Origin of the sequence: Pseudomonas sp. 2957, from assembly GCF_031456345.1 — a bacterium.
Classification (GTDB): domain Bacteria; phylum Pseudomonadota; class Gammaproteobacteria; order Pseudomonadales; family Pseudomonadaceae; genus Aquipseudomonas; species Aquipseudomonas siliginis.
Genome location: NZ_JAVDUL010000002.1, coordinates 82,118 through 107,013, shown reverse-complemented (window position 1 = coordinate 107,013; position 24,896 = coordinate 82,118). Strand labels below are relative to the sequence as shown.

24 protein-coding genes are annotated in these 24,896 nt (G+C 60.5%); 9 read left to right on the top strand and 15 right to left on the bottom strand.

What is annotated here, in order from left to right; translation table 11 throughout:
• Positions 1-38: 38 nt before the first annotated feature.
• From J2Y39_RS06150 to J2Y39_RS06125, 6 genes are all read right to left on the bottom strand, one after another.
• On the bottom strand, positions 39-812 hold the full coding sequence (locus J2Y39_RS06150; RefSeq protein ID WP_095180013.1) for an enoyl-CoA hydratase: 774 nt from the start codon (positions 810-812) through the stop codon (positions 39-41).
• A gap of 15 nt (positions 813-827) precedes the next feature.
• Entirely contained in the window at positions 828-1,955 is a 1,128-nt protein-coding gene (locus J2Y39_RS06145) for an acyl-CoA dehydrogenase (RefSeq protein ID WP_130910508.1), read from the bottom strand.
• Between the two features lie 142 nt (positions 1,956-2,097).
• Complete coding sequence (locus tag J2Y39_RS06140; RefSeq protein WP_310215968.1) at positions 2,098-3,291, bottom strand: acetyl-CoA C-acyltransferase; 1,194 nt, start codon at positions 3,289-3,291, stop codon at positions 2,098-2,100.
• Between the two features lie 12 nt (positions 3,292-3,303).
• Positions 3,304-4,065, bottom strand: coding sequence for an SDR family NAD(P)-dependent oxidoreductase (locus J2Y39_RS06135; protein ID WP_041480381.1), 762 nt, complete (start codon positions 4,063-4,065; stop codon positions 3,304-3,306).
• A gap of 18 nt (positions 4,066-4,083) precedes the next feature.
• On the bottom strand, positions 4,084-5,748 hold the full coding sequence (locus J2Y39_RS06130) for an AMP-binding protein (RefSeq protein WP_310215965.1): 1,665 nt from the start codon (positions 5,746-5,748) through the stop codon (positions 4,084-4,086).
• A gap of 291 nt (positions 5,749-6,039) precedes the next feature.
• On the bottom strand, positions 6,040-7,056 hold the full coding sequence (locus J2Y39_RS06125) for an AraC family transcriptional regulator (protein WP_310215962.1): 1,017 nt from the start codon (positions 7,054-7,056) through the stop codon (positions 6,040-6,042).
• 273 nt (positions 7,057-7,329) lie between these two features.
• On the opposite strand from J2Y39_RS06125, the gene efeU reads away from it, so the two are divergent.
• Genes efeU through efeO (J2Y39_RS06105) form a run of 4 tightly spaced genes read left to right on the top strand, consistent with a single transcriptional unit; the run spans position 7,330 to position 11,529 of the window.
• Positions 7,330-8,169 carry an iron uptake transporter permease EfeU gene (gene efeU, locus J2Y39_RS06120; protein ID WP_310215959.1) on the top strand — a complete coding sequence of 280 codons (840 nt, stop codon included), beginning with the start codon at positions 7,330-7,332 and terminating at the stop codon, positions 8,167-8,169.
• Positions 8,170-8,177: 8 nt separating this feature from the next.
• Positions 8,178-9,362: an iron uptake system protein EfeO gene (gene efeO / locus J2Y39_RS06115; RefSeq protein ID WP_310215956.1), complete on the top strand. Its 1,185-nt coding sequence runs from the start codon at positions 8,178-8,180 to the stop codon at positions 9,360-9,362.
• Positions 9,363-9,379: 17 nt separating this feature from the next.
• Positions 9,380-10,678 carry an iron uptake transporter deferrochelatase/peroxidase subunit gene (gene efeB / locus J2Y39_RS06110; RefSeq protein ID WP_310215953.1) on the top strand — a complete coding sequence of 433 codons (1,299 nt, stop codon included), beginning with the start codon at positions 9,380-9,382 and terminating at the stop codon, positions 10,676-10,678.
• 26 nt (positions 10,679-10,704) lie between these two features.
• Complete coding sequence (efeO, locus tag J2Y39_RS06105) at positions 10,705-11,529, top strand: iron uptake system protein EfeO (protein ID WP_150635338.1); 825 nt, start codon at positions 10,705-10,707, stop codon at positions 11,527-11,529.
• A 95-nt stretch (positions 11,530-11,624) separates the two neighbouring features.
• On the opposite strand, the gene pssA is transcribed toward efeO (J2Y39_RS06105), so the two are convergent.
• Complete coding sequence (gene pssA / locus J2Y39_RS06100) at positions 11,625-12,968, bottom strand: CDP-diacylglycerol--serine O-phosphatidyltransferase (protein WP_310215950.1); 1,344 nt, start codon at positions 12,966-12,968, stop codon at positions 11,625-11,627.
• A 215-nt stretch (positions 12,969-13,183) separates the two neighbouring features.
• Here pssA and J2Y39_RS06095 point away from each other — a divergent pair, with 215 nt between their 5' ends.
• The 3 genes from J2Y39_RS06095 (at position 13,184) to J2Y39_RS06085 (ending at position 15,313) form a co-directional block, all read left to right on the top strand.
• The gene (locus tag J2Y39_RS06095; RefSeq protein WP_252876285.1) at positions 13,184-13,747 is read left to right on the top strand and encodes a TetR/AcrR family transcriptional regulator; all 564 of its coding nucleotides are present in this window, start codon (positions 13,184-13,186) and stop codon (positions 13,745-13,747) included.
• Positions 13,748-13,801: 54 nt separating this feature from the next.
• On the top strand, positions 13,802-14,281 hold the full coding sequence (locus J2Y39_RS06090; protein WP_016774707.1) for a nuclear transport factor 2 family protein: 480 nt from the start codon (positions 13,802-13,804) through the stop codon (positions 14,279-14,281).
• 252 nt (positions 14,282-14,533) lie between these two features.
• A complete protein-coding gene (locus tag J2Y39_RS06085) occupies positions 14,534-15,313 on the top strand; it encodes a TSUP family transporter (RefSeq protein ID WP_016774706.1) in 780 nt (259 codons plus the stop codon).
• Here the strand turns inward: J2Y39_RS06085 and nudC are convergent.
• The 4 genes from nudC to J2Y39_RS06065 all read right to left on the bottom strand — a co-directional run bounded on the left by nudC (position 15,281) and on the right by J2Y39_RS06065 (position 18,655).
• The gene (nudC, locus tag J2Y39_RS06080; protein ID WP_095180000.1) at positions 15,281-16,111 is read right to left on the bottom strand and encodes an NAD(+) diphosphatase; all 831 of its coding nucleotides are present in this window, start codon (positions 16,109-16,111) and stop codon (positions 15,281-15,283) included. The two genes, J2Y39_RS06085 and nudC, sit on opposite strands and share 33 nt — an antisense overlap.
• Positions 16,112-16,118: 7 nt before the next feature.
• Positions 16,119-16,931, bottom strand: a complete 813-nt coding sequence (locus tag J2Y39_RS06075) for a crotonase/enoyl-CoA hydratase family protein (protein ID WP_310215941.1) — start codon at positions 16,929-16,931, stop codon at positions 16,119-16,121.
• Positions 16,932-17,136: 205 nt separating this feature from the next.
• Positions 17,137-18,282, bottom strand: a complete 1,146-nt coding sequence (locus J2Y39_RS06070) for a PQQ-dependent sugar dehydrogenase (RefSeq protein ID WP_016774703.1) — start codon at positions 18,280-18,282, stop codon at positions 17,137-17,139.
• Between the two features lie 52 nt (positions 18,283-18,334).
• Complete coding sequence (locus tag J2Y39_RS06065; protein WP_056785955.1) at positions 18,335-18,655, bottom strand: hypothetical protein; 321 nt, start codon at positions 18,653-18,655, stop codon at positions 18,335-18,337.
• 188 nt (positions 18,656-18,843) lie between these two features.
• Here J2Y39_RS06065 and J2Y39_RS06060 point away from each other — a divergent pair, with 188 nt between their 5' ends.
• On the top strand, positions 18,844-19,710 hold the full coding sequence (locus J2Y39_RS06060) for a Ku protein (protein ID WP_310215938.1): 867 nt from the start codon (positions 18,844-18,846) through the stop codon (positions 19,708-19,710).
• Positions 19,711-19,841: 131 nt separating this feature from the next.
• Here J2Y39_RS06060 and lpxO read toward each other — a convergent pair whose 3' ends face one another.
• Positions 19,842-20,741, bottom strand: coding sequence for a lipid A hydroxylase LpxO (gene lpxO, locus J2Y39_RS06055; RefSeq protein ID WP_041480397.1), 900 nt, complete (start codon positions 20,739-20,741; stop codon positions 19,842-19,844).
• Positions 20,742-21,050: 309 nt separating this feature from the next.
• Between lpxO and J2Y39_RS06050 the strand changes: the two genes are divergently transcribed.
• The gene (locus J2Y39_RS06050; RefSeq protein ID WP_310215934.1) at positions 21,051-21,485 is read left to right on the top strand and encodes a short chain dehydrogenase; all 435 of its coding nucleotides are present in this window, start codon (positions 21,051-21,053) and stop codon (positions 21,483-21,485) included.
• Between the two features lie 33 nt (positions 21,486-21,518).
• Here the strand turns inward: J2Y39_RS06050 and J2Y39_RS06045 are convergent, their stop codons facing one another.
• The 3 genes from J2Y39_RS06045 to J2Y39_RS06035 all read right to left on the bottom strand — a co-directional run bounded on the left by J2Y39_RS06045 (position 21,519) and on the right by J2Y39_RS06035 (position 24,885).
• A complete protein-coding gene (locus tag J2Y39_RS06045) occupies positions 21,519-22,463 on the bottom strand; it encodes a class I SAM-dependent methyltransferase (protein ID WP_310215932.1) in 945 nt (314 codons plus the stop codon).
• A 14-nt stretch (positions 22,464-22,477) separates the two neighbouring features.
• The gene (locus J2Y39_RS06040; RefSeq protein WP_056785944.1) at positions 22,478-23,845 is read right to left on the bottom strand and encodes an iron-containing redox enzyme family protein; all 1,368 of its coding nucleotides are present in this window, start codon (positions 23,843-23,845) and stop codon (positions 22,478-22,480) included.
• 110 nt (positions 23,846-23,955) lie between these two features.
• Positions 23,956-24,885 carry a ZIP family metal transporter gene (locus tag J2Y39_RS06035; RefSeq protein ID WP_236168844.1) on the bottom strand — a complete coding sequence of 310 codons (930 nt, stop codon included), beginning with the start codon at positions 24,883-24,885 and terminating at the stop codon, positions 23,956-23,958.
• Positions 24,886-24,896 lie beyond the last annotated feature (11 nt).

Sequence of the window (24,896 nt, the reverse complement as noted above, 5' to 3'; positions counted from 1 at the left end):
GGAGAGGGCTAGGGTGAGGGGCTTTTGAAGCTCACACACTATTTGCCTTGGAATTCAGCCTGACGCTTGGCAATAAACGCCGCCATCCCTTCCTTCTGATCCTGCGTCGCAAACGCTGCATGAAACACCCGGCGCTCGAAACGCACGCCCTCGCTCAGGTTGACCTCGAACGCGCGGTTGACGCTCTCCTTGATCATCATCGCAATCGGCAGTGATTTGCCGGCGATCACCGCCGCGACTTTCAGCGCTTCATCAAGCAGCTCATCGCTTGGCACGATCCGCGCGACGATGCCGCAGCGCTCGGCTTCCACCGCGTCGATCATGCGCCCGCTCAGGCACATTTCCATGGCCTTGGCTTTGCCCACCGCGCGGGTCAGGCGCTGGGTGCCGCCCATGCCCGGCAGCACGCCGAGGTTGATTTCCGGCTGGCCGAATCTGGCGTTGTCGCCAGCCAGAATGAAGTCGCACATCAGTGCCAGTTCACAGCCGCCGCCGAGGGCGAAACCATTGACCGCGGCGATGATCGGCTTGCGCCGGTTGGCCACGCGATCGCTGTCGCTGAACAGATCGTCCATGTAGATCTGCGGATAGGTCAGCTCAGCCATTTCCTTGATGTCGGCGCCAGCGGCGAAAGCTTTTTTCGAACCGGTGAGGACGATGCAGCCAATGTGCGCATCGGCTTCCAGCGTATCGAGGGCGTGGTTCACTTCGCTGACCAGTTGCGCGTTCAGCGCGTTCAATGCCTGTGGCCGGTTGAGGGTGATCAGGCCGACGCGGTCGCGGGTTTCCAGCAGAATCGTTTCGTAAGTCATGAATAAAATTCCTTGTCAGAGATTGCGCGAAATGACCATGCGCTGAATGTCGCTGGTGCCTTCGTAGATCTGGCAGACGCGCACGTCGCGGTAGATGCGTTCCAGCGGAAAGTCGTTGAGGTAACCGTAACCGCCAAGGGTTTGCAAGGCCATGGAGCAGACCTTCTCAGCCATTTCCGAGGCGAACAGCTTGGCCATCGACGCCTCGACCAGCGCCGGTTGGCCGCTGTCACGCAAGGCTGCGGCGTAATGCACCATTTGCCGGGCGACGGCAATTTGCGTGGCCATGTCCGCCAGGCGGAACGCCACGGCCTGATGCTCGATGATCGGCTTGCCGAAGGTGTCACGCTCGCGGGCGTAATCACGAGCGGCTTCGAACGCGGCGCGGGCCATGCCGACGGCTTGCGAGGCGATACCGACGCGGCCGCCTTCAAGGTTGGCCAAGGCAATCTTGTAGCCCTCGCCCTCCTCGCCCAGCCGATTGGCCACCGGCACTTTCACATCTTCAAAAAGAATCTGGCAGGTGTCGGACGCGTGCTGGCCGAGTTTGTCTTCGACCCGCGCGACTTTGTAGCCTGGCGAGTCGGTCGGCACGATAAACGCGCTGATCCCGCGTTTGCCGGCGCTCGGGTCGGTCACGGCAAACACGATCACGATGCCGGCGTTCTGCCCGGAGGTGATGAACTGTTTGCAGCCGTTGAGCACGTAGTGATCGCCTTCCAGCCGCGCGCGGGTTTTCAGGCTGCTGGCATCGGAACCGGCCTGCGGTTCGGTCAGCGCGAAGGCGCCGAGCATGGCGCCGCTGGCCAGCGGTTTGAGGAAGCGCTCGCGCTGATCGTCATTGCCGAACTTGAGAATCGGCACGCAGCCGACCGAGTTGTGCACGCTCATGATCGTCGAGCAGGCACCGTCGCCGGCGGCGATTTCTTCCAAAGCCATGGCGTACGCGAGGTAGCCGGTGTCACAGCCGCCCCACTGCTCCGGCACGAGCATGCCGAAGAAGCCCAGCTCAGCCATCTCGGCGATGGCTTCCCTGGGGAAACGGTGCTCGCGATCCCACTCGGCGGCGAACGGCTTGAGCCGCTCCTCGGCAAACTGCCGGGCCATGTCGCGGATCTGGGTCTGGTCTTCGTTGGGGATCATGGTGAGTCCTTGAAATCTGAGTACGACATTGAACCCTGTGGGAGCGAGCCTGCTCGCGAAAGCGGTGTATCAGTCACGCATGTGCCGGCTGAAACGACGTCTTCGCGAGCAGGCTCGCTCCCACAGTTGATCGGCGATGCCTTCAGTAAACGCATTCCACAGCCATGGCCGTGGCTTCGCCGCCGCCAATGCAGATCGCTGCAATGCCGCGCTTGAGTTGTTTCTGCCGCAGTGCCGCGAGCAACGTCACCAGAATCCTCGCTCCCGAGGCGCCGATCGGATGGCCCAGCGCGCAGGCGCCGCCATGCACATTGAGCTTGTCGTGGGGAATCTCCAGGTGCGTCATCGCCGCCATGCCGACCACGGCAAACGCCTCGTTCACTTCAAACAGATCCACCTGATCCAGCGCCCAACCGGTCTTGTTCACCAGTTTCTTGATCGCGCCAATCGGCGCGGTGGGAAACAGGCCCGGTGTATCAGCGAACGCAGCATGCCCATGGATCACCGCCAGCGGCTTGAGGCCCAGTTGCTGCGCGTGGGACTGGCGCATCAGCACCAGCGCTGCCGCGCCGTCGGAAATCGAGCTGGAGTTGGCTGCGGTGACCGTGCCGCCCTCGCGGAACGCCGATTTCAGCGAGGCGACTTTGTCGAGTTTGGCTTTTGGCGGCTGTTCATCATTGCTGATCACCACCTGCTCTTTGCCGACAGTCACAGTCAGCGGGACGATTTCGTCCTTGAAGCTGCCGTCCTGGATCGCCTGTTGTGCGCGGGTGGTCGAGGTAATGGCGAAAGCGTCCTGCGCCTCGCGGCTGAAGCCGTTGGCCTCGGCGCAATCCTCAGCGAAGGTGCCCATCAGGCGGCCCTTGTCGTAGGCGTCTTCGAGGCCGTCGAGGAACATCGAATCGAGCACGCGGCCATGGCCCATGCGATAGCCGGCGCGGGCACGATCGAGCAGGTACGGCGAGTTGGACATGCTTTCCATACCGCCGGCGATCACCACGTCGGCACTGCCGGCAAGCAGCATGTCGTGAGCCATGATGGTGGTCTGCATGCCCGAGCCGCACATCTTGTTCACCGTGGTGCAGCGCGTCGATTTATCCAGCCCGGCGCCCAGCGCAGCCTGACGTGCCGGCGCCTGACCGAGGCCGGCGGGCAGTACGCACCCAAACAGCAGTTCATCAACCGCGTCGCTGGCGACACCGGCGCGTTCGACCGCAGCCTTGATCGCCGCCGCGCCGAGTTGCGGTGCGGTGAGGCTTTTCAACTCGCCCTGAAAACCGCCCATCGGTGTGCGGACAGCGCTGACGATAACAATCGGATCATTGGACATAGTCATGACTAATCCTCCTTACTTGGCGGCCATGCGCAAGGCGCCGTCGAGACGGATCACCTCGCCGTTGAGCATGCTGTTTTCGATGATGTGGCGCACGAGCGCGGCGTATTCGGCAGGCTTGCCCAGACGCGGCGGGAATGGCACGCCGGCGGCCAGCGAGTCGCGCACTTCCGGGGTCATGCCGGCCATCATCGGCGTTTCGAAAATGCCCGGTGCGATGGTCATCACGCGGATGCCGAAGCGCGCCAGCTCGCGGGCGGCCGGCAGGGTCAGGCTGGCGATCGCGCCTTTCGAAGCCGAGTACGCAGCCTGGCCAATCTGGCCGTCGAACGCTGCGACCGAGGCGGTGTTGATGATCACTCCACGCTCGCCGTCAGCATTGGCTTCGCTCTCGGCGATCGCCGCCGCAGCCAGGCGCAGCATGTTGAAACTGCCGATCAGGTTGACGTTGATCACTTGAGCAAAACTGCTCAGGGCGTGCGGGCCGTTCTTGCCGAGAATTTTCTCGCCGCGAACGATGCCGGCGCAGTTGATCAGGCCGTTGAGGCTGCCAAATGCGGCAACGGTCGCCTGCACAGCGGCTTCGGCGGCGGCTTCATTGCTGATGTCGGCAACCACGCTTTGCGCACCCAGGCGCTGAGCCTGAGCGGCGACGGCTTCAGCGTTCATGTCGACCAGCATGACTTTGGCGCCGGCACTGACCAGCAATTCAGCGCTGGCGGCACCGAGGCCTGACGCGCCGCCGGTGACGATAAAAACCTTGTTCTCGATCTGCATGACGGTGTTCCCTTGGATTCAAGCTGAAACTCTGTGCGCCGCGGCCTCTTGAGCCTTGGCGATTTCCTGGTTGCGCAAGATAAAGCGCTGCAATTTGCCACTCGGGGTTTTGGGCAACTCGCTGACAAATTCGATTTCACGCGGGTACGAATGCGCGGCCAGACGCTTGCGTACGTGTTGGCGCAGTTCTTCCGCCAACTCCGGCGCGGCGCGGTACTGCGCGCTCAGCACGACAAAGGCTTTGACCAGTTCGGTGCGTTCCGGGTCGGGTTTGCCGACGACCGCCGCCTCGACCACGGCTGGGTGTTCGATCAGGGCACTTTCCACGTCGAACGGGCCGACGCGGTAGCCCGAAGTGGTGATCACATCATCACTGCGGCCGACGAAGCTGATGCTGCCGTCCGGGTTCCACTCCACGGTGTCGCCGCTTAGATAGTAGTTGCCGACGAAGGCCTTGGTCGGCGCGCCTTCGTAGCCGCCGAACCAGCACATCGGCGACTGCGGGCGGTCGATGGCAAGAATGCCCGGCTGACCGACGCCGAGTTCGTTGCACTGCTCATCGAGCACGACAATGCGATGGCCCGGCGAAGCGAAACCAGCGGCGCCGACATGCACCGGGTGCTCGAGGCCGTGGTGGTTGCACAGCACCATGCCCAGTTCGGTCTGGCCGTAATGGTCGTGGATGACCACGTCGAGGTTGTCGGCGAACCAGCGGATCACTTCCGGGTTCAGCGGCTCGCCGGCGCTGCTGACGATGCGCAGTTTGCCCTTGATCGATCTGGCGAACTCCTCGCCACCGGCAATCAGCAAACGATAGGCAGTGGGCGAGCCGGTGAGATTGGTAATGCCGTATTTGTTGATCACCCGACAGGTGCTTTCGAGGGTGAACGGGCCATCGTAGAAGGTAATCGGGTGCCCCAGCGCCAACGGCCCGGTGACGCCGAAATAGATGCCATAGGCCCAGCCCGGATCGGCGACGTTCCAGAACGCGTCTTCGGGGCGCAGGTCCACCGCATCGCGGGTGTAGCTCTGGAAAGCGACGATGGCTTTGAGCGGCACCGCCAAGGCTTTCGCAGGGCCAGTGGTGCCCGAGGTGAACATCAGCAGGAACGGGTCTTCGCCGGTCAGCAATACCGGCTCGCAGACATTGGAATAGTTGGCCAGCTCAGCCCAGAAACTGAAATCACCGCGAACAATGCCCTGACCTTTGGCGCCGGCCACGGTGACGATGGTCGGGCATGCGCTGACTTCATTGAGCTTGGGCCGGTTGACCGCGTCGGTGACCACGATTTTAGCCCCCGAGCTGTTCAGGCGGTGCTCTAGCGCTTTCGGCCCGAATGCGGTGAATAGCGGCTGATACACCGCGCCGATGCGCCAGGTGGCGAGCACGGTGATGAGCAATTCGACGTTGCGTGGCAGCAGGCCAGCGACTTTATCGCCCTTCTGCACGCCCTGGGCGAGGAGGAAATTGGCGAAACGCGCGGCTTTGTCTTGCAGATCAGTGAAGGTGTAAGTCGCACTAGAGCCGTCGCGACCTTCCCAGAACAACGCAATACGCCCGGGCAAGGCATGGCGGTCGCAACATTCGACGCAGGCGTTGAGCGCGGCGAGCGTGCCGCTGAGCGATGCATCGACGGTGTGCTGATAATCGAACTGTTCGGTGGCAGACAAGTAATCACGCATTGCCAGAATCCCTCGGTGTTTTTATTAGGCTGGGAACCGTAAACAACACAGGGATAGTCGCGCCGCGCGGGGCTTGGGGCAATGGTCAAAGCTATCAACGTGGTTGACTGGTTTGGCCAAGAGGTTGCGGCCGCATGCCCTGTAGGAGCTGACGAGTGCAACGAGGCTGCGATCTTTTGATCTTGATTTTTACCATCAAGTACAAGATCAAAAGATCGCAGCCTTCGGCAGCTCCTACAGGGGACCGCATTTCAAAAATGTGGGAGCGAGCCTGCTCGCGAAGGCGTCGGGTCAGACCACCTCATTGAGGATCAGCGTCCGGTAATGCCCCGGGTTCGACCCCGACCACTTGCGAAACGCTTTGTAGAACGAACTGGCATCAGCAAAGCCCAGCCGTGTTGCGATCTCGACAAAACTGATCGAAGGCTCCGCCAGCCAGGTAATCGCCAGCTCTTTGCGCACGCTGTCTTTCAGCCCCTGATAAGTCTGCCCTTCCTCGGCCAGACGCCGGCGTAATGTCGACGCGGACATACAAAATTGCTGGGCCAGCGCCTCGGTTTCCGGCCATTGCTCGGCGGGGAGCTGCCGCAGATCCTGCTTGATCCGGCTGGCGAGGCTGTCGGGGTCGCGGTACTTGACCAGAATGTTGGCCGGCGCCTGGGCGAGAAAGCGCTTGAGTTCTTCAGCACTGCGTTTGATCGGCAGATCGAGGCAATCGGCGGAAAAGATCATCCGCGTACGTGGGCGTTCAAACCGCAGGTTCTCCGAGAACATCACGCGATAGTCGTCAGTGAAATCCGGTTCGGCGCAGCGCAGTTCAATCGCCAGAATCGGAATCCGCCGCCCGGCCAGCCAGCACGCGACGCCGTGCACGATCATCCAGTAAGTGAAATAGGTGAAGGCGCGTCGCGGTTCGGCGTCGTCTTCGAGCAGGACGATTTCCGCAAGGCTCTGCTGATGCGCCAGTTGCGCCGGCAGTTTTTCCAGCATCAGCGAAAGGAACGTCAGACCGGTATCCAGCGCCGCCGCCAGCGTCGGTTGCGCCATGGCGCTGCGACACAAAAACGCCAGGCTGCCGGATTTGAGCGGGCGCGGGTCCATGCCGAAGAACTCGTCATCACCGCGTCGCGCCAGCAGGCGCCAGAGCCTGGCGTATTGCGAGGCCGGCACCCTGCCCTCATCGGCCGCTAACAAAGCCGGATCGATGCCGACTTTGGTCAACGCCTCATCCGTCGCCGCGCCCGGGGCGCAACTTTGCAGCAGCGCTTCGCGCACCAGTTGAATGGCAATGGTGTCTTTTTCCGCCATGGAGCGAGATGAGCCTTATTGTTTTTTGGGTGGTGGGCATCTTAACCCAGCTGCTGATTTCACCGCAGGGCCAATGTGGGAGCGAGCCTGCTCGCGAACGCGGTGTGTCAGATAAACAAATGTCACAGGCATACCGCATTCGCGAGCAGGCTCGCTCACACAGGAATCACAGTTGTTCAGCTAACGTTCAGCTAAATGTCAATGAATGCCATTTGGGAATGAGTGTCATTATGTTACAACTTAGCCTCCTATCTAAATCGCTGTGGCTCGCCAATGCTCGTTCCCTTTTTGATCATGTTGCGCGAAGGCATCGAGGCCGCGCTTATCGTCGGCATCATTGCCAGTTATTTGCAGCAGACCGGCCGTGGCCAATGGATGCCAGCGGTATGGATCGGCGTCTTCCTCGCCGCCGCCCTTGCCCTGCTGGTCGGCGGTGGTCTGGAACTGATCAGTGCTGAATTCCCACAGAAGCAGCAGGAGCTGTTCGAAGGCGTCGTCGGTCTGGTCGCCGTGGGCATTCTCAGTTCGATGGTGTTCTGGATGCGCAAGGTCGCGCGGTCGATCAAGCACTCGCTGCAAGCCTCGCTGGATCAAGCGCTGACGCAATCCAGGCATCAGGTGATTGCATTGATCGCCATGGTTTTCTTCGCCGTCGCTCGCGAAGGCCTGGAGACGGTGTTCTTCCTGCTCGCCGTGTTCCAGCAAAGCGAAGGCCCAGGCGCGCCGATCGGCGCCCTGCTCGGCCTGATCCTGGCGGTAATTGTCGGTTTCCTGATCTACAGCGGCAGCATGCGTCTCAATCTTTCGGCGTTCTTCAAGTGGACCGGATTGTTCATCCTCGTGGTCGCTGCCGGGATCCTCGCCAACTCGGTGCAGGCGCTGCATGAAGCCGGGCTGTGGAATCATCTGCAAATGGTGCTGTTCGACTTCAGCGCGACGCTGCCGATGGACGGCCCGCTGGGCTCGGTGCTGGCCGGCATGTTCGGTTACCAGGATGCGCCGACCGTCAGCACTCTTGGCGCGTACCTGATTTATCTGCTGCTGGCGCTGGTGATGTTCTTCATGCCCGCGCCGCGCCAGGCGCCGTCAACCACTTCCGTTTCCAGCCAATAAGGCCCTTCATGTCTACTACCCAAACCCCTCCGGCCCTGCGTTGGGCGCTGGCCGGCTCGGTGCTGCTGATGGTCGCCGCCGGCGGGCTGTTCTGGTACGCCTCGAACATGGCCGCCGCCAAGCGTCAGCACAACCACGATGAAATCGTCGTAAACATCCATCCGCACAGTTGCGAGCCAGATGCCCTGACGGTGCCCGCCGGCCGCGCCAGTTTTCGCATCGTCAACCGCTCCGAGCGTGCGGTCGAGTGGGAAATTCTCGACGGCGTGCTGGTGGTCGAAGAGCGGGAAAACATCGCGCCGGGCCTGAGCCAGGTGATCAACGCCAACCTGCAACCGGGCGACTATGCGATCACTTGCGGCTTGCTCAGCAACGCGCGCGGCACTTTGCACGTCACACCGACGGCCGCTTCCGATGCCGCCGCCAAGGCCAAACCATCGATGGTGGCTTTCGTCGGGCCGCTGTCGGAATTTCGCGTATATCTGGCCGTTCAGGGCAGCGCGTTGATCAAAGCGACGACGGCGCTGAATCAGGCGATCACCAGTGGTGATCTGGCGCAGGCGCAAGCGTTGTACCTGCCGGCGCGTGCTGCCTATCAGCGTCTGGCGCCGGCGGCGCAGCGCCTGGCCGAGCTGGACAATCAGATCAATGCCCGCGCCGATTATTTCGAAAAGCGCGAACAGGATCCCGCCTTTGTCGGTTTCCATCGCCTCGAATACGCGCTGTTCCAGCAGCGCAATCTCGATGATGTCACGCCGATTGCCCAGCGCTTGCTCGCAGATGTCACCACCCTCAAGCAACAGTTGCTCGCGCAGTCACTGCCGCCGGAGCAACTGGTGGGCATCGTCGTGCGCAACCTCAACAGCCTCGCCGAGGTGCGCGCCGGCAGCGGCGAGGAAGAACGCTACAGCCACAGCGATCTCAACGGTTTCGCCGCCAACGCGCAGACCGCGCGCAAGGTCGTCGACCTGTTGCGCCCGATGCTGAGCAAATCCGCCGCTGACGTGTTGGCGAATGTCGACCAGGCCATGAGTGACTTCGACAACCAGCTCAACGCGTTCAAATCCGCCGATGGCTACGTCAGTTACGACGCCGTGACCGCCGCGCAACGCCAGCAGATCGCCGCCAAAGCCAAGGCTTTGGCCGCGGCAATGGATGGCATCGACCCCGCCCTCGGCCTTTCCGGCCTGTAAGCAGAAGACCACGACAGATGAACGATTCAGAACCTCTCAACCTGCAACGACGTCGCGTGCTGATGGGCATGGGCGCCGCCGGTGTCGCCCTTGCCGGCTCGGCGCTGAGCTGCCCGGCCATGGCCGCGCAGCCTGCGCAAGTCACCGAAGCGCCGAGCAGCGACAAGACCGAAGACCGCCACGATTTCCACGGTCTGCACCAGACCGGCATCGTCACCCCACGCCCGGCCTCCGGGATGCTGGTGGCGTTCGATGTGCTGGCCAGCGATCGCGAAGACCTCGAGCGGCTGTTCCGCACCCTCAACGAACGCATCGCGTTTTTGATGAAGGGCGGCCCGGTCGCGCAGATCGACCCGAAACTGCCACCGCTGGACTCCGGCATCCTCGGCCCGGTGGTCACCCCGGACAACCTGACCATCACCGTTTCTGTCGGCGATTCGCTGTTCGACGAGCGCTTCGGTCTGGCGGCGGCAAAGCCCAAGCGTCTGCAACGCATGGTCGGTTTTCCCAACGATGCGCTGGACGCCGATTGCTGCCATGGCGACCTCAGTCTGCAGTTCTGCGCCAACACTGCCGACACCAACATTCACGCCCTGCGCGACATCGTCAAGAACCTGCCCGACCTGCTGCTGGTGCGCTGGAAACAGGAAGGCAGCGTACCGCCGCAAGCACCGGCCAAACCCGGTGTGCCGGCGCAGTCGGCGCGCAACTTTCTCGGTTTTCGCGACGGTTCGGCCAACCCCGATTCCAACGACGCCAAGGCCATGGAGCGGATTGTCTGGGTACAGCCGGACAGTGACGAACCGGCCTGGGCTGCCCACGGCAGTTATCAAGCGGTGCGCATCATCCGCAACTTCGTCGAGCGCTGGGATCGCACGCCGTTGCAGGAGCAGGAAAGCATTCTCGGCCGGGTCAAGAGCAGCGGCGCGCCCATCGGTGGCCACACTGAAAGCGAAGTGCCGGATTACAGCAAGGATCCGGCCGGCAAGCTGACCAGGCTCGATGCGCACATTCGTCTGGCCAACCCGCGCACCGCCGCGACCCAGGCCAATCTGATCCTGCGCCGGCCGTTCAACTACTCCAACGGCGTCAACAAGAACGGCCAGCTCGACATGGGTCTGCTGTTCATCTGCTATCAGGCCGATCTGGAAAAAGGCTTTATCACCGTGCAGACCCGCCTCAACGGCGAACCGCTTGAGGAATACCTCAAACCGGTCGGCGGCGGTTACTTCTTCACCCTGCCCGGCGCTACCGGCGATGACGATTTCATCGGTCGCTCGTTACTCGCTGCCACCTCCCAAAACAAAACCGCATGACACCCAACCGACACTGGAGCCGCCCCATGAAAAAGACGCCACTCGCGTTATTGCTGACCCTTGGTTTGCTCAACACCCCGCTAGCGGCGTTCGCCGCGACTGCGCCGCTGGATCTGGTGGGGCCGGTGTCGGACTACAAGATCTACGTGACCGAAAAGCTCGATGAACTGGCCAGCCACACCCAGCAGTTCACCGACGCGGTGAAGAAAGGCGATCTGGCCACCGCGCAGAAGCTCTACGCGCCGACGCGGGTTTATTACGAGTCGATCGAGCCGATTGCCGAGCTGTTCAGCGATCTCGATGCGTCCATCGACTCGCGCGTTGACGATCACGAAAAAGGCGTTAAGGCCGAGGACTTCACTGGCTTTCACCGGATCGAATATTCGTTGTTCGCGGAGAAGTCCACTAAGGGCCTGGATGCATTGGCCGACGGTTTGAACAAAGACGTGCAGGTCCTGCAAACCCGTGTGGCCGGTCTGACCTTCCCGCCAGAGAAGGTCGTCGGCGGCGCTGCTGCGCTGTTGGAAGAAGTCGCGGCGACGAAGATTTCCGGCGAGGAAGATCGCTACAGCCACACCGACCTGTACGACTTCCAAGGCAATATCGACGGGGCGAAGAAGATCGTTGATCTGTTCCGCCCGCAGATCGAACAGCAGGACAAGGCGTTTGTTGCCAAGGTCGACAAGAACTTCGCTACGGTCGACAAGATCCTCGCCAAGTACAAAACGGCGGATGGCGGGTTTGAGACCTATGACAAAGTGAAGGACAACGACCGCAAAGCGCTGATCGGGCCGGTGAATACGCTGGCGGAGGATCTTTCGATGATGCGCGGGAAGTTGGGTCTGAATTAAATCTTCAGCGCCTCATCGCGGGCAAGCCCGCTCCCACAATTGGAATGCATTTCCCTGTGGGAGCGAGCCTGCTCGCGAAAGCAATTCCGGACGCGCTAGAGAATCCTGTAGAGCAACCGCTCAATCCTCACCCGACTCACCCGCTTGAGAAACTTCGCCACCCCTGCCGGGTAATCTGGCAGTGTCTCCAGGGTCTGGAAGCTGTCGATCCGCGTGGTATGGCGGAAGATGTTTTCCAGCTCTTTCGCCCGTGGCTCCAGCCATTCACCTTTCGGGTCTTCGATCAGCAGCGCGTTTTCCAGGTCGAGGCGAAACGCGCGCGGATTGAGGTTGTTGCCAGTCAGCAAGGTGTAGCGCTGATCGATCCACATGCCCTTGAGGTGATAGGTGTTGTCACCGTCGCGCCACAAGTGCAGGTTCAACTGGCCGCTGTCGATGCTGTGCTGATGGCGTTTGGCGAAGCGGCGCAGGCTGATTTCGTATAGATACGGCAGCGCGGCGATCACCTTGAACGGCTCGCTCGGCGAAATGTAGAAATCGTTGGCGGTCTTGTCGCCAACCACGATGTCGATCTTCACGCCACGGGCCAGCGCGCGGTTGATCTCACGGATCACGCCCAGTGGCAGGTTGAAGTATGGCGTGCAGATGGTCAGCTGCTTTTGTGCGCTGGCGATCAGTTCGAGAATCGCCCGGTTCAGCGGGTTGTTCTTGCCGACGCCGAGCAGTGGCGTGACCGACAGCCCATCTCTGCTGGTGCTGCCGGCGCCGGTGTCGTAGGTCGCATACTTGAGGCGACTGCGCAGGTCGCCGATGTCGTTGCGCAGGCTGCGCGTGCTCGGCAGGTTCGGCAGGTCGAGGCGATGCACGGCTTTCGATTCGATCAGTCCGTGCTTGACCAGATGATGCATCGAATCCGCGAGCTCGCGACTGTGCAGCACGTGGTAGCGGTCGAAGCGGTACTTGTCGAGTTTGTGCAGGTAGACGTTGTTCAGACTCGCGCCGCTGTAGACCACCTTGTCGTCGATCACGAAGCCTTTGAGGTGCAGCACGCCGAACAACTCGCGGGTCTGCACCGGCACGCCGTAGATCGGCACTTCGCTCTGGTGCGTGCGGGTCATGTCCTGATACCAGGCGGCGTTGCCCGGCTGCTTGCCCGCGCCGATCAGACCGCGCTGGGCACGCAACCAGTCGACCACCACGGCGATTTCCAGCTCGGGACGCTTGAGCTTGGCTGCGTGCAGGGCATCGAGGATTTCCTGACCGGCTTCGTCCTGCTGCAGATACAGCGCGACGATGTAGATGCGCTGCGTCGCTGCGGCGATTTGCTCGAGCAGGCAGCGTCGGAATTCGGCAGCACTGGACAGAATGCTCACCGCCTCGGCGGTCAGCGCGAAGCTGCGCAGTTTGGGCAGCAGAGAACGTTTGAAAAGCAACGGCATAAGGCTCGCAAGGTTCGATTCCGAAGAGTTTGAGAGCTTACACCATCGTCTGCGCCGGGTCTTGTCAGTGTCCGTAATGGCCCCTTCGCGAGCAGGCTCGCTCCCACCGTTGAAATGCATTCCCCTGTGGGAGCGAGCCTGCTCGCGAAAGCGTTTTCACACACGCTGAAGAAATTCGCTTGACCAAGGAGAACAGTCGTTCTACTGTTCGCCACATGAACGAATCAATCAGCAATGACACACGCGACATCATTCTGGATGTCACCGAAAAGTTGATCTACAAAAGTGGCATCGCTGCCACCAGCATGGATCTTCTGGTGAAGACCGCCGGCGTCTCCAGAAAAAGCATCTACCGTTACTTTGCCGACAAGGACGCACTCGTTGTCGCGGCCCTTCAGCGACGCGATGTTCGCTGGATGCACTGGTTCACAAGTGCTGTCGACCAGGCCAAGACTCCGGCCGATCGTCTGCTCAACCTGTTTACCGTGCTCAAGGGCTGGTTCGACTCGGAAGGCTTTCGCGGCTGCGCCTTCATCAACACCAGCGGCGAAACCGGTGATCCACAGGATCCAGTGCGGCTGGTGGCCAAAGAACACAAACAGAAGCTGCTCGACTACGTGTGCGAGCTATGTACCGAATATGGTGCCGAGGATCCGCAACTATTGGCCAGACAGTTGCTGATCCTGATTGAAGGCGCCATTACCATAGCGCTTGTGATGGGTGATCACAGTGCCGCCGATAATGCGCAATGCATGGCGCGAAAGTTATTGGGCCTGTAACTCTTAGCAAGCCGGACTTGTTGTTCAAACATTAAATGAATCAGGAGATTGAACATGTCGACTGCAGCCCAGGTACGTCCGCCATTGCCCCCGTTCAACCATGCGTCAGCCATCGAGAAGGTGCGTCTGGCCGAGGATGGCTGGAACAGCCGCGATCCGGAAAAGGTTTCGCTCGCCTATACCCTCGACACCAAATGGCGCAATCGCGCCGAGTTTGCCAACAACCGCGAAGAGGCCAAGGCGTTTCTGACGCGCAAATGGGCGAAGGAACTGGATTATCGCTTGATCAAAGAACTCTGGGCCTACTCCGATACGCGTATCGCGGTGCGTTATGCCTATGAATGGCACGACGATTCGGGCAACTGGTTCCGCTCGTACGGCAACGAGAACTGGGAGTTCGATGACAACGGCCTGATGTTCCAGCGCTATGCCTGCATCAACGACATGCCGATCAAGGAAAGCGAGCGCAAATTCCACTGGCCGCTGGGCCGCCGGCCGGATGATCATCCGGGGCTGAGTGAACTCGGTCTCTAAAGCCAACCCACCCCTGTGTAGGAGCTGCCGAAGGCTGCGATCTTTTGATCTTGATTTGATCGTTCCCACGCGCAGCAGCCGGGGCGCTCCGCGCCCGAGAAGATCGCAGCCTTCGGCAGCTCCTACACAGGAATGTATTCCAGACTGTAATTGACGACGGCATGCTCTGGCTCGCCGCAACAGTTCGATACAGGTAACATAACCGCCCTCCCCGCAGCCCACGTTCTGCGCCTTGCCGAATAAGCCGACTCCATGCCTTTCGAACTCAGCGTTGACCTCACCACCCTGGCCATTCTGGCTGCTGTTGCTTTCCTTGCCGGTTTCATCGATGCCATCGCTGGCGGTGGCGGTCTGTTGACCACGCCGGCGCTGCTGACGGCGGGCCTGCCGCCGCATCTGGTGCTGGGCACCAACAAGCTGAGCTCGACCTTCGGTTCGGCGACCGCCAGCTTCACCTTCTACAAACGCAAACTGTTTCATCCACGCCAGTGGACCCACGCGATTGTCGGCACCCTGGTCGGCGCGCTCACTGGCGCGGTGGTTGCGCATTACCTGCCGGCCGAGTGGCTGAACAAGATGCTGCCGGTGATCGTTTTCGCCTGTGGCCTGTATTTGCTGTTTGGCGGCACGCCGAAAGCGCCGCTGGACAGCGACGCGCCGATCAAAAAAAAATGGCAATCGACCCAAGGCTTCAGCCTCGGCTTCTACGATGGCGTGGCCGGCCCCGGCACGGGCGCATTCTGGACCGTGAGCAGTCTGCTGCTGTACCCGATCGACCTGGTCAAGGCCAGCGGCGTAGCGCGCAGCATGAACTTTGTCAGCAACATCGCAGCGCTGTCGGTGTTCATCTTCTCCGGTCAGGTCGACTGGATCATTGGCCTGTGCATGGGCCTGTCGGTGATGGTCGGGGCCTTCTTCGGCGCGCGCACCGCAATCAGCGGCGGGGCCAAATTCATTCGTCCAGTGTTCATCACCGTCGTGCTCGGCTTGACCGTGCGTCTAGCCTGGCAACACTGGTTCAGCGTGGCCTAAGCGCCGCGCGACGTAGACGTCGATCAGGTAACGGGCAATCGAACGCGACGCCGGCAACGGCGGCAAGTCATGCACGTTGAACCACTGGGCGTCCTCGATCTCGTCTTCCTGACAGACAATTTCGCCACCGGCATATTCGGCATGGAAGCCGAGCATCATCGAATGCGGGAACGGCCAGCACTGGCTGCCGATGTACTGGATGTTCTTCACTTCGATCTGCACTTCTTCACGCACTTCGCGAATCAGGCAATCCTCGGCCGATTCCCCCGGCTCGGCGAAGCCGGCCAGCGTGCTGTAAACCCCGGTGACGAAACGCGGCGAGCGCGCCAGAAGGATTTCGTCGCCACGGGTGATCAGCACGATCATGCTTGGTGAAATGCGCGGATAACTGCGCAGATCGCACGGCTGGCAATACATCGCTCGTTCGCGCGGGACTTGCGTCATTGGCTGGCCGCAGTTGCCGCAGAAGCGATGCTCTCGTGCCCAAGTGCCGATCTGAGCGGCATAACCGAGCACTTTGTACAGCGTGTGATCGCCTTCGAGCATGAACGCTCGCAGCCCCTTCCAGCCGCAACCGGGCACATCGCTGACGCTGTGCAACTCAAGCAGATAGACCGGTTCGCCGTCGAGATGACCAATCCCGTGCTCAGCGAGGACTGAAAGGTCCTGGCGCTTGAGCCACTCGCGCGGGAACAGTGCGCCGTTGTCATCGAACAGGAAGCCTTCGGGGCTGCGCGCTACGGCCCAGCCGCCGGGTTGATCGGTGTCGAGTACTGCAGTGGTCCAGCGAGAGATCATGATTAACTCAATCCAGAAATTCGGGTTTCTGTTTGCTCATGTGGGCGGCCATGGCCACGCGCAGATCGGTGGATTGCAACATGGCGGCGTTCCAGGTGGCAACGTATTCAAGACCATCGTCGATGCGATGGTCGCGCATGTAGCTGATCATTTCCTTGGTACCGGTCACGGCGATCGGCGACTTCGCAGCGATGTCACGGGCAATGCCGAACACGCCTTCGAGCAGCGTGTCCTTATCGCCGTAGACGCGATTGACCAGGCCCATGCTGCGTGCTTCCTCGGCGCCAAAGGTGCGACCGGTGTAAGCCAGTTCACGCAGCATGCCGTCTCCGATGATTCGCGGCAACCGTTGCAACGTGCCGACATCAGCGGCCATGCCGATGTCAATTTCCTTGATGGAAAATTGCGCGTCCTCGGCGGCATAACGCATGTCACAGGCGGCGATCAGATCGATTGCCCCGCCCAGGCAATAGCCCTGAATTGCAGCAAGCACCGGTTTGCGGCAATTGTCGACGGCGTTGAACGAGGCTTGCAGATTGAGAATCTTGCGCCGCAACAGGCGCGCATTACGGCCCACGTCCTTGCCCAGTTCATTGGCGACACCGGCGAGCATCATCAGGTCGATGCCCGATGAAAAATGCTTGCCGTTACCGCTGAGCACCACCACGCGGACTTCGTCGGTATCGTCAACCCAGTGAAAGATTTCGACGATTTCGCTCCAGAACGCCGCGTTCATTGCGTTGATCTTTTCCGGGCGATTGATCTGCACATGGGCGATGTTGTCGGCCAGTTCGACGCTGAAGGCGGAGTATTGAGTCATGGCAGTGATCCTTTACCGGGCTGGGAAATAAGCCTCGAACTATAACAAGGCAAGGGGGCGGCGGTTCGGCCAAATGCGGGACTGCCCGAAGTCTGCGCAAGATGCGCGGGCCTCTTCGCGAGCAGGCTCGCTCCCACAGGGAGACTGCATTTCAATGTGGGAGCGAGCCTGCTCGCGAAGGCGTCGGATCATTCACCGCACGCAATTATTTCAGCCCCAGCCTGTAAAGCGAGCCATTCTCTTCATCCGTCAGCACATACAGATAGCCATCCGGCCCTTGGCGCACGTCACGGATACGCTGATTCAACTCACCCAGCAAACGCTCCTCATGGACTACCTTGTCACCATCGAATTGCAGGCGAATCAGCTCCTGGGTCACCAGTGCGCCGATAAACGCGTTGTGCTGCCACGGCGTGAAGCGATCCGCGTCATAGAAGGCCATGCCGGTAACCCCGGGGGATTTTTCCCAGACATGATGCGGCGCCACGGTGCCTTCAGCAGTTTTGCCCTTCGCCTCAGGAATCGGTTGCATCGAGTAGTTGATGCCATGGGTCGCCAACGGCCAGCCGTAGTTCTTGCCACGTTCGATGATGTTCACTTCGTCGCCGCCACGTGGCCCGTGCTCGTTCTCCCACAGCGTGCCGGTCCACGGATTGAGCGCCGCGCCTTGCGGGTTACGCAGGCCGTAGGACCAGATTTCAGGCCGGACACCGGATTGGCCAACAAAAGGGTTATCGTCCGGCACCTTGCCATCCGGGAAGATGCGTACGACTTTGCCTTGCAACTTGTCGAGGTCCTGCGCAGTCGGCCGATCGTTGTTTTCACCGAGGGTGATGAACAGATACCCGTCGCGATCGAACACCAGCCGTGAACCGAAGTGGTTGCTCACCGACAGCTTCGGTTCCTGACGGAAGATCACATTGAAGTCCTTCAGCGTCTTCAGGTCATCGGAAAGCCGTCCGCGCCCTACCGCCGTACCAGCCTTGCCGCCCTCACCACCGCCTTCGGCATACGACAGATAGACCATGCGGTCCTGCTTGAAGTCTGGCGACAGCGCCACATCAAGCAAACCGCCCTGCCCTTTAGCCCAGACTTGCGGCACGCCACTGATCGGCTCCGACAGTTTGCCGTCCTTGCTCACAACGCGCAGATGACCCGGACGTTCGGTCACCAGCATGCCCTTCTGATCAGGCAGAAACGCCAGTGCCCAGGGATGTTCCAGGCCTTGGGCAATGGTGGTGACTTCAAGAATGCCCTGTTCGCTTTTCAGCTCTTTGGGCGCGGCGGCGAACGCCGGGGCACTGATCAGCGCGGCGGCGCAGCAGGTGGCTAGTAGGGTTTTACGCAACATGCACGATTCCTTTTGTTCGTGGGAAAGGCTGACAGAACATCAGTCCTGCCGTTCAACGGTTGCTGCCGGTGCCCCGTGAGGGCGGGTTGGGAATGAAGGTTGGCGGATTGCTCGGCACCGATCGAATCGGTTGACCATTGCCGATGCCGCGATTTTCAACGGTCGGCTGACGTGGCACGGGAACGGTGTTCGGCCCGCGAAGCGGCGGAGCGCTGGGCTGGGTGCCCTGCATGCTGTTGGGATTGGCCCGGCGGATCGGGCTGTTGTAGGGATTGTTGCTGTTCCCGGTGGGGCTTTGTGCGAGCACGACATCGGCATGAACCAGGCCACCACTTAAGACGAGGACGGCGATGCCAATCAGAAACCGGTTCATGGGAATACCTCTCGATGTGCGTGGACTAGAGCCTTGGAGCCCAAGCTACGCCGTGGGTTCGGATTTGTTAACCCTCGTGCCTTAAACAACATGTAACACGGCTTGACCGTACCGCTGGAAGCCGCGCAATCACTGGAAACTTTCTCGCCGCGCCACGGGTCACCTGATCATCACTCGGAGGACAAGTCATGGCTCGGGCAATCTGGAAAGGCGCAATCAGTTTTGGACTGGTACACATCCCCGTGGCGCTGGTTTCAGCGACGTCGTCCCAAGGCGTGGACTTCGATTGGCTCGACAGCCGCAGCATGGACCCGGTGGGCTACAAACGCATCAACAAGGTCACCGGCAAGGAAGTCACCAAAGAGAACATCGTTAAAGGCGTGGCCTACGAAAAGGGTCGCTACGTGGTGCTCAGCGAGGAAGAAATCCGCTCGGCGCACCCCGTCTCGACACAGACCATCGACATTTTCTCTTTCGTCGACGCCGAGCAGATTCCGCTGCAGAACATCGACACGCCCTATTACCTGGCGCCAGACAAGCGCGGCGGCAAGGTCTACGCGTTGCTGCGCGAAACCCTGAGCAAAACCAACAAGGTCGCCCTCGCCCGCGTTGTCCTGCATACCCGTCAATACCTGGCCGCGTTGATGCCGCTGGAGTCGGCGCTGGTTCTGGTGAAACTGCGCTGGCCGCAGGAAGTGCGCAGTCTTGATGAACTGGCGCTGGGCAGTGAAGTGACCAAACCGCAATTGGCCAAGGGTGAGCTGGACATGGCCAAACGTCTGGTTGAAGACATGACCTCGGAGTGGTCGCCTGAGGACTACAAGGACGAGTTCGAAGACAAGATCATGGCGCTGGTCGAGAAAAAAGCCCACGAAGGCAAGATCGAGGACGTCGAGACCACCACTGGCGAGGAAGAACGCAAGACTGCCGATGTTATCGACTTGACCGAGCTGCTCAAACGCAGCCTCGGCGGCAAGGCACCGGCCAAGTCCAAGGCCAAATCAACCAGTAAGGCGGCGCCGGCGAAGAAGACCAAGAAGGCGTCCGGGGAGTAAGCGTTGGGCCAGCTAGAGGTATGTTTGAAGTGAGGCCGCCTTCGCGAGCAGGCTCGCTCCCACAGGGAAACGCATTTCAAAATGTGGGAGCGAGCCTGCTCGCGAAGAGGCCGGTACTGACACCGCAAGTCTCAGATCAGAATAAAGATCGCCAACAACGCCGCAAAAATCGCCCATTTTTCCAAGTAGTAACGCGTACGGTTGCGCTTCTTGAGCTCTTTGCCGCGCAAACGGATCTTGTAGATTTTGGTAAACAAGCGGTTGATGCCGCCAGTCTTGTCCCCCGCATCATTCGGCGCGCCTGCCGCTGACATCACGGTGCGGCTGAACCAGCGGTTGAACGCCGCCGCCCAGCGGTACTTCAACGGCCGCTCAATGTCACAGAACAGAATGATCCGGTTCTGATCCGTGGTGTTTTCAGCGTAATGAATAAACGTCTCGTCGAACATCACCGCTTCGCCATCGCGCCAGTGATAGTTCTCACCGTCGACGTTGATGTAGCAGCCGGGATCATTCGGCGTATCCAGACCCAGGTGATAACGATAGGAACCGGCGTACGGATCGCGGTGGCGCACCAGCTTCGAGCCCGGTGGCAGCTCGGCAAACATCGCCGCCTTGATTGAGCCGATGCTCTGCACCAATTCAGTGGTGCGCGGGCACAGCTTCATCGCCGATGGATGGCTGTCGCCGTACCACTTGAGGTAGAAGCGCTTCCAGCCAGTCTTGAAGAAAGAGTTGAAGCCGACATCGTCATACTGATTCGAGCGCTTGATCTCGCCGGCACGCAGCAGATTCTGGCCTTCCTCGCGAATCTCTTGCCAGTGCGCCTGCAACGGGCTCAGATCCGGGAAATCCGCCGGATTCAGGTACGGCTTGTTGGGAATCTTCGAAAACAGATAAAGGAAGCAGTTGATCGGCGCGAGGAACGTCGAGTGGTCACTCAGTTGCCGCCCCAGCTTGTGGCGCACGCGTCCACGCAAGTGAACGTAAGCAATCGAGATGACATAAACAGCGGCAATGATGAGTTTCACGGAAAAGGGTCACACGTCAAAAGTGAACAAACTGCGCGCGTGGCGACCTGAGGCCCAGCGTCTTATGCAGCGGTCTTGATGCACAGGGCGCGTCCATGGCCCGCGCCGTTTCCGGGCGCTCGGTGAAAGGGTGGCATTTTAGCCACAGTTCGTAACCGATAGTGAACCCTCAACTGTGAAAAACTGTCTTGCGCGTTTGCGTGTAAAGCTCCAGCACACTTGAATCCATACAAACGCCCGTTGCTCATTTGGATGGAACCACGCTTGGCACGCGCTCCTCTATCGCTTACCAATAACGGAGGAACCCCCATGATCGCCCCACAAACCGGTATGAAACCAGGTCAGCGCTATCGCATTGAAAGCGTCGAGCGCGCGCCGCAATTCTCTGGCTTTTTTCTCGATGGAAAGTATTACCTGGGACCTGAGTTGCAGACCGCCGTCGGCTGGCTTGAAGGGCAAATGTTTGTCTACGACCAGCTCGACCCGACCGGTGAGCCGGTTTATCCGGGCAGAATTGCCGGTACGATTGAAGGGCTGACGCTGGTGATGCCGGACGGCTTACGCCTGGAGATCGAAGAAGCGCCTTATCTGGCGGAACCTGCTGCGCCAGTGCGCGCTTCCCTCGCCGGGCGCATCGAGCGTATCTCGCGGCAGCCAATTCGCCCTTCACCGCTTCTGGTGGCCGGGGCTGCGATGCTGGTAGGGGTTTGCCTGCTGACGATCTCGCGCATCAGAAATCGCTGAAGGCCACCGCGCGAGCAGTGGCCCAACTATCGGTCACTGCTCGCGGGTTACCGTCAGTGCGACCACGGCGATGCGCTCGGCGCGCTCATATTCAGGCTTGAGCAGTTCCTCGCTGAACACGTCCGGATCAAGCTCACGATAAGTCCAGCCAAAACGTTCGCCCTTGAGCAGAGGCGCCACGGCCTCGCGGAACGGGTCCTGCCCGGCAACAATCGCTACGCCGGTGTACACCAGCAACGTGCCGCCGACTTCCAGACGTGGCAACGCTTCACGCACGATACGCACCGACAAGCCTTCGCCCAGCGCCCCACCGCCGTGGCGATAAGCGCGCTGTTGCTGGTCGTTCATGTACGGCGGGTTGGCGATGATCAAGTCGAACTGACCTTCGACACTGGCGAGCAGATCACTGTGGTACACCGACACGTTGTTGGCTCCGGCCAGCTCAGCGTTGACGGCACTCATGCGCAACGCCTGCGGATTGATATCCACCGCCAGCACTTGGGCATCCGGCCGTGCCTTGGCGATGAGCACCGCCCCGGCGCCGCTGCCGCAGCCGATGTCCACCGCGCGCCTGATCGGCGAAAAGCGTTGCTGCAATTGCGTTTCGATGGCCTGAGCGAAACGGTAGGTATCCGGACCGAAGAACACCGCATCGCTCGCGGTTGTCGGGAAGGCGGAATGAGCGAACAACCGCTCATTGAGCGTCGACCAGCGCACTTGACTGCGCCACACCGCGCCATCGCGTTCGACTACGCCGGCCTGCTCCAGCGTGGCCAGTTCTTCTGCGCGAAACAGCTCTGAAGGAAACGGCATCGACCAGCCAAACACATCACGCAGATCTTTCGCCAAAGGTGTGGTGAAGCGCTGCAAGAAGCGCTCGTGGGTCAACGGCGTTGGAGTAATGAAGTGATAACCGCTGTCGAGCAGGCGCTTGCCCAACTCGAACAGCGCTCTGTCCGATGTTTCTTGTGCCGACATGAAGCCTCCTTGTTTCAACGCAAGCGGGCGCGCAGTTGCATGAAGCGACGCGTCGCGAAAAGTCCGGCCGGACGCCAGTGCCGCTGGGGTTGCAGCCATGGCATCAACAATGACATCTGTTCGGCGGCAGGCTTGTCGGCCAGTGCCGCTTCCAAGTTGAGCAGATCGGCGTCATCGTCAAAGGTTTCTTCGACGGCAGCTTCGCGGCGTACGTAAGGCCGAGGCCGGGAGGCCGGGCAATCCTGAGTGATCCAGTCGCGCAACAGCTGTTTCTCATAGCCATTGAACACCCCGAACATCGCCGCATCGCTGCCGTCGATCAAACGCCAGAAACGACTTTCTTCCACCGCCTCACCGCGTTTGATCCAGCTTTTGCGCTCCAGCGCCGACAGAAACTCGCCCATCTGTCCCGGCGTGGCCAGCCACTGATTGATGGTGCGGTTTTCGATGCGGCAGTAGTCGGAATGCATGTGCCGGCCAAACACCGCCTTGCGCTCAAGCATGGCGATGACTTCGTGGTCCAGATCGAACTCTGTGATCACCGCGGTTGTGCCTTTGCCGACATCATTGAGGCGATAACCGACAGCCATGCGCCGGTAGAACTCATCGCGTTCATCGCCAAGTGGCAACAGCTCGAGCATTGATTGCACTGCCTTGCGCGCATGGCCGGTGCTGGCGTTGTCGATGGTCACGTGCAGGCGGAAATAGTGCGGATCGATGCCCAGCTCCGCTAGCTCATAAGCACTGATCAACAAGTGCAGCGGCAGTTGCTCGTAGCCGAGGTTGAAGCCGATGACTTCTGGCAGAAACTGCCCGCCGAAACGTCCCAGTGCCAGCTGCACCGCGCCTTGCAGAAAATACTCGTCGGCAAGACCGCTCAGATCAGAGCATTCATGCTCGGCGAGCAGCTTGCGATAGATCACCACATGATTCTGCCGTGGCACGCCCTCGCCCAGTTCTTCAAGATAGGTATCGAGCAAATCGTCGAAACGCGGGTCCTGCCACTGCGGCAACAGCCCAGCCAGCCAAGCGCCATCGACCTCTTTGGTCGGTGCCACATGCAAGATGAAATACAACGCGTGGGATTTGTTGCGGAAATAGCGGCGCGGCGCGCCCTGCTGACGTTGTTCGAGGTAATCGGCGTACTCGGCCGCCACGCTGGCGCAGCGGGTTTCCGACCATTGCAGCAGCTCTTCGGCGCTGGCCGGCAAATCGTCAGACAGCGCAGCCGCCTTGCTCAGCTGCCGGCGCAGGAAGTCCAGTGCCGCACGATCAACCGTGGAGTCTTCCGCCAGCAATCGGTCATAGAGCCGGCGCTCGGTATCCGCCGGCGTGGATGTTTTACCCGAAGACTTCCTGGTCGGGATTTCGATCAGCGACATGACTCATTCCCCTGCATTATTGGCATTGCCTATAAACGAAAGAGTGATTGGCGCTGAAAAAAATTCCCTTTTTGTGCGAGACGATACGCTCAGTGGTGCACGTCGGTTTTTTAACCCAAAGCGGTATCGAGAAACATCATCACGCCGAACCCAAGCATCAGCCCGAGCGTGGCAGGCGTCTCGTGGCCGTTGCGGTGAGTTTCCGGAATCACTTCATGCGACACCACAAAGATCATCGCGCCCGCCGCCAGGCCCATCGCCACCGGAAAACCCAACGCAAAACTATTGGTGATGCCCAATCCGATAATCGCGCCCAACGGTTCCATCAATCCTGAAGCGGCGGCAATCAACGCTGCACGTCCTGCGGAAATGCCGGTCACCCGCAGCGCCAACGCCACAGCCAGACCTTCGGGGATGTCCTGAATGGCAATGGCGGTGGTTAGCGGCAAGCCGATTTTCATGTCGCCGGTGGCGAAGCTGACGCCGATCGCCATGCCTTCCGGCAGGTTGTGCAGGGTGATCGCCAGCACGAACAGCCAGACTCGATTGAAGCGCTTGGCTTCGGGGCCGCGCCGGCCGCTCTTTTCGTGTTCGTGGGGGACGAAGCGGTCGAGGCCGACCATCAACGCTACGCCCAAAGCCATGCCGGCAACTACGACGGCAGCGGCGAGCATGGGACTGCTCACCGCTTCCTTCGCCGCCGCAATCCCCGGCAGGATCAGTGAAAAGGAACTGGCAGCCAACATCATCCCTGCCGCAAACCCGAGCATGGTGTCTTGAGTTCGCGAAGTAATCGCCCGCAGCGCCAGGGCCAATAACGCACCGACTGCCGTAGCGGCAAAACCCGACAGTCCGCCAAGTGTGGCGAGGCGCAAGGTGTCGCGGCCCGTACTGACCAAACCGGTGTAGCCACTGATCAACAGCAACACGGTTACACCGACCAGGGTCAGCCAGAAAATCCGCCCTCCCCAGCCCGTACGCGTCAGGCTGACGAACCATGCGCGCACGGGGGCGGCGAACGAAGATGACGGTAGCGCCATGAAAAGTCCTC

Excerpts from the sequence above, each read along its gene's own strand:
- J2Y39_RS06085 (WP_016774706.1), top strand. The coding sequence starts at position 14,534 with ATGCCTTTCGAACTCAGCGTTGACCTCACCACCCTGGCCATTCTGGCT.
- J2Y39_RS06060 (WP_310215938.1), top strand. The coding sequence starts at position 18,844 with ATGGCTCGGGCAATCTGGAAAGGCGCAATCAGTTTTGGACTGGTACAC.
- J2Y39_RS06065 (WP_056785955.1), bottom strand. The coding sequence starts at position 18,655 with ATGAACCGGTTTCTGATTGGCATCGCCGTCCTCGTCTTAAGTGGTGGC.
- J2Y39_RS06095 (WP_252876285.1), top strand. The coding sequence starts at position 13,184 with ATGAACGAATCAATCAGCAATGACACACGCGACATCATTCTGGATGTC.
- J2Y39_RS06140 (WP_310215968.1), bottom strand. The coding sequence starts at position 3,291 with ATGACTATGTCCAATGATCCGATTGTTATCGTCAGCGCTGTCCGCACA.
- efeU (WP_310215959.1), top strand. The coding sequence starts at position 7,330 with ATGCTCGTTCCCTTTTTGATCATGTTGCGCGAAGGCATCGAGGCCGCG.
- J2Y39_RS06050 (WP_310215934.1), top strand. The coding sequence starts at position 21,051 with ATGATCGCCCCACAAACCGGTATGAAACCAGGTCAGCGCTATCGCATT.
- J2Y39_RS06045 (WP_310215932.1), bottom strand. The coding sequence starts at position 22,463 with ATGTCGGCACAAGAAACATCGGACAGAGCGCTGTTCGAGTTGGGCAAG.
- pssA (WP_310215950.1), bottom strand. The coding sequence starts at position 12,968 with ATGCCGTTGCTTTTCAAACGTTCTCTGCTGCCCAAACTGCGCAGCTTC.
- efeO (WP_310215956.1), top strand. The coding sequence starts at position 8,178 with ATGTCTACTACCCAAACCCCTCCGGCCCTGCGTTGGGCGCTGGCCGGC.
- efeB (WP_310215953.1), top strand. The coding sequence starts at position 9,380 with ATGAACGATTCAGAACCTCTCAACCTGCAACGACGTCGCGTGCTGATG.
- J2Y39_RS06125 (WP_310215962.1), bottom strand. The coding sequence starts at position 7,056 with ATGGCGGAAAAAGACACCATTGCCATTCAACTGGTGCGCGAAGCGCTG.
- J2Y39_RS06075 (WP_310215941.1), bottom strand. The coding sequence starts at position 16,931 with ATGACTCAATACTCCGCCTTCAGCGTCGAACTGGCCGACAACATCGCC.
- J2Y39_RS06135 (WP_041480381.1), bottom strand. The coding sequence starts at position 4,065 with ATGCAGATCGAGAACAAGGTTTTTATCGTCACCGGCGGCGCGTCAGGC.
- J2Y39_RS06090 (WP_016774707.1), top strand. The coding sequence starts at position 13,802 with ATGTCGACTGCAGCCCAGGTACGTCCGCCATTGCCCCCGTTCAACCAT.
- J2Y39_RS06150 (WP_095180013.1), bottom strand. The coding sequence starts at position 812 with ATGACTTACGAAACGATTCTGCTGGAAACCCGCGACCGCGTCGGCCTG.
- J2Y39_RS06040 (WP_056785944.1), bottom strand. The coding sequence starts at position 23,845 with ATGTCGCTGATCGAAATCCCGACCAGGAAGTCTTCGGGTAAAACATCC.
- J2Y39_RS06130 (WP_310215965.1), bottom strand. The coding sequence starts at position 5,748 with ATGCGTGATTACTTGTCTGCCACCGAACAGTTCGATTATCAGCACACC.
- nudC (WP_095180000.1), bottom strand. The coding sequence starts at position 16,111 with ATGATCTCTCGCTGGACCACTGCAGTACTCGACACCGATCAACCCGGC.
- J2Y39_RS06145 (WP_130910508.1), bottom strand. The coding sequence starts at position 1,955 with ATGATCCCCAACGAAGACCAGACCCAGATCCGCGACATGGCCCGGCAG.
- J2Y39_RS06070 (WP_016774703.1), bottom strand. The coding sequence starts at position 18,282 with ATGTTGCGTAAAACCCTACTAGCCACCTGCTGCGCCGCCGCGCTGATC.
- J2Y39_RS06035 (WP_236168844.1), bottom strand. The coding sequence starts at position 24,885 with ATGGCGCTACCGTCATCTTCGTTCGCCGCCCCCGTGCGCGCATGGTTC.
- efeO (WP_150635338.1), top strand. The coding sequence starts at position 10,705 with ATGAAAAAGACGCCACTCGCGTTATTGCTGACCCTTGGTTTGCTCAAC.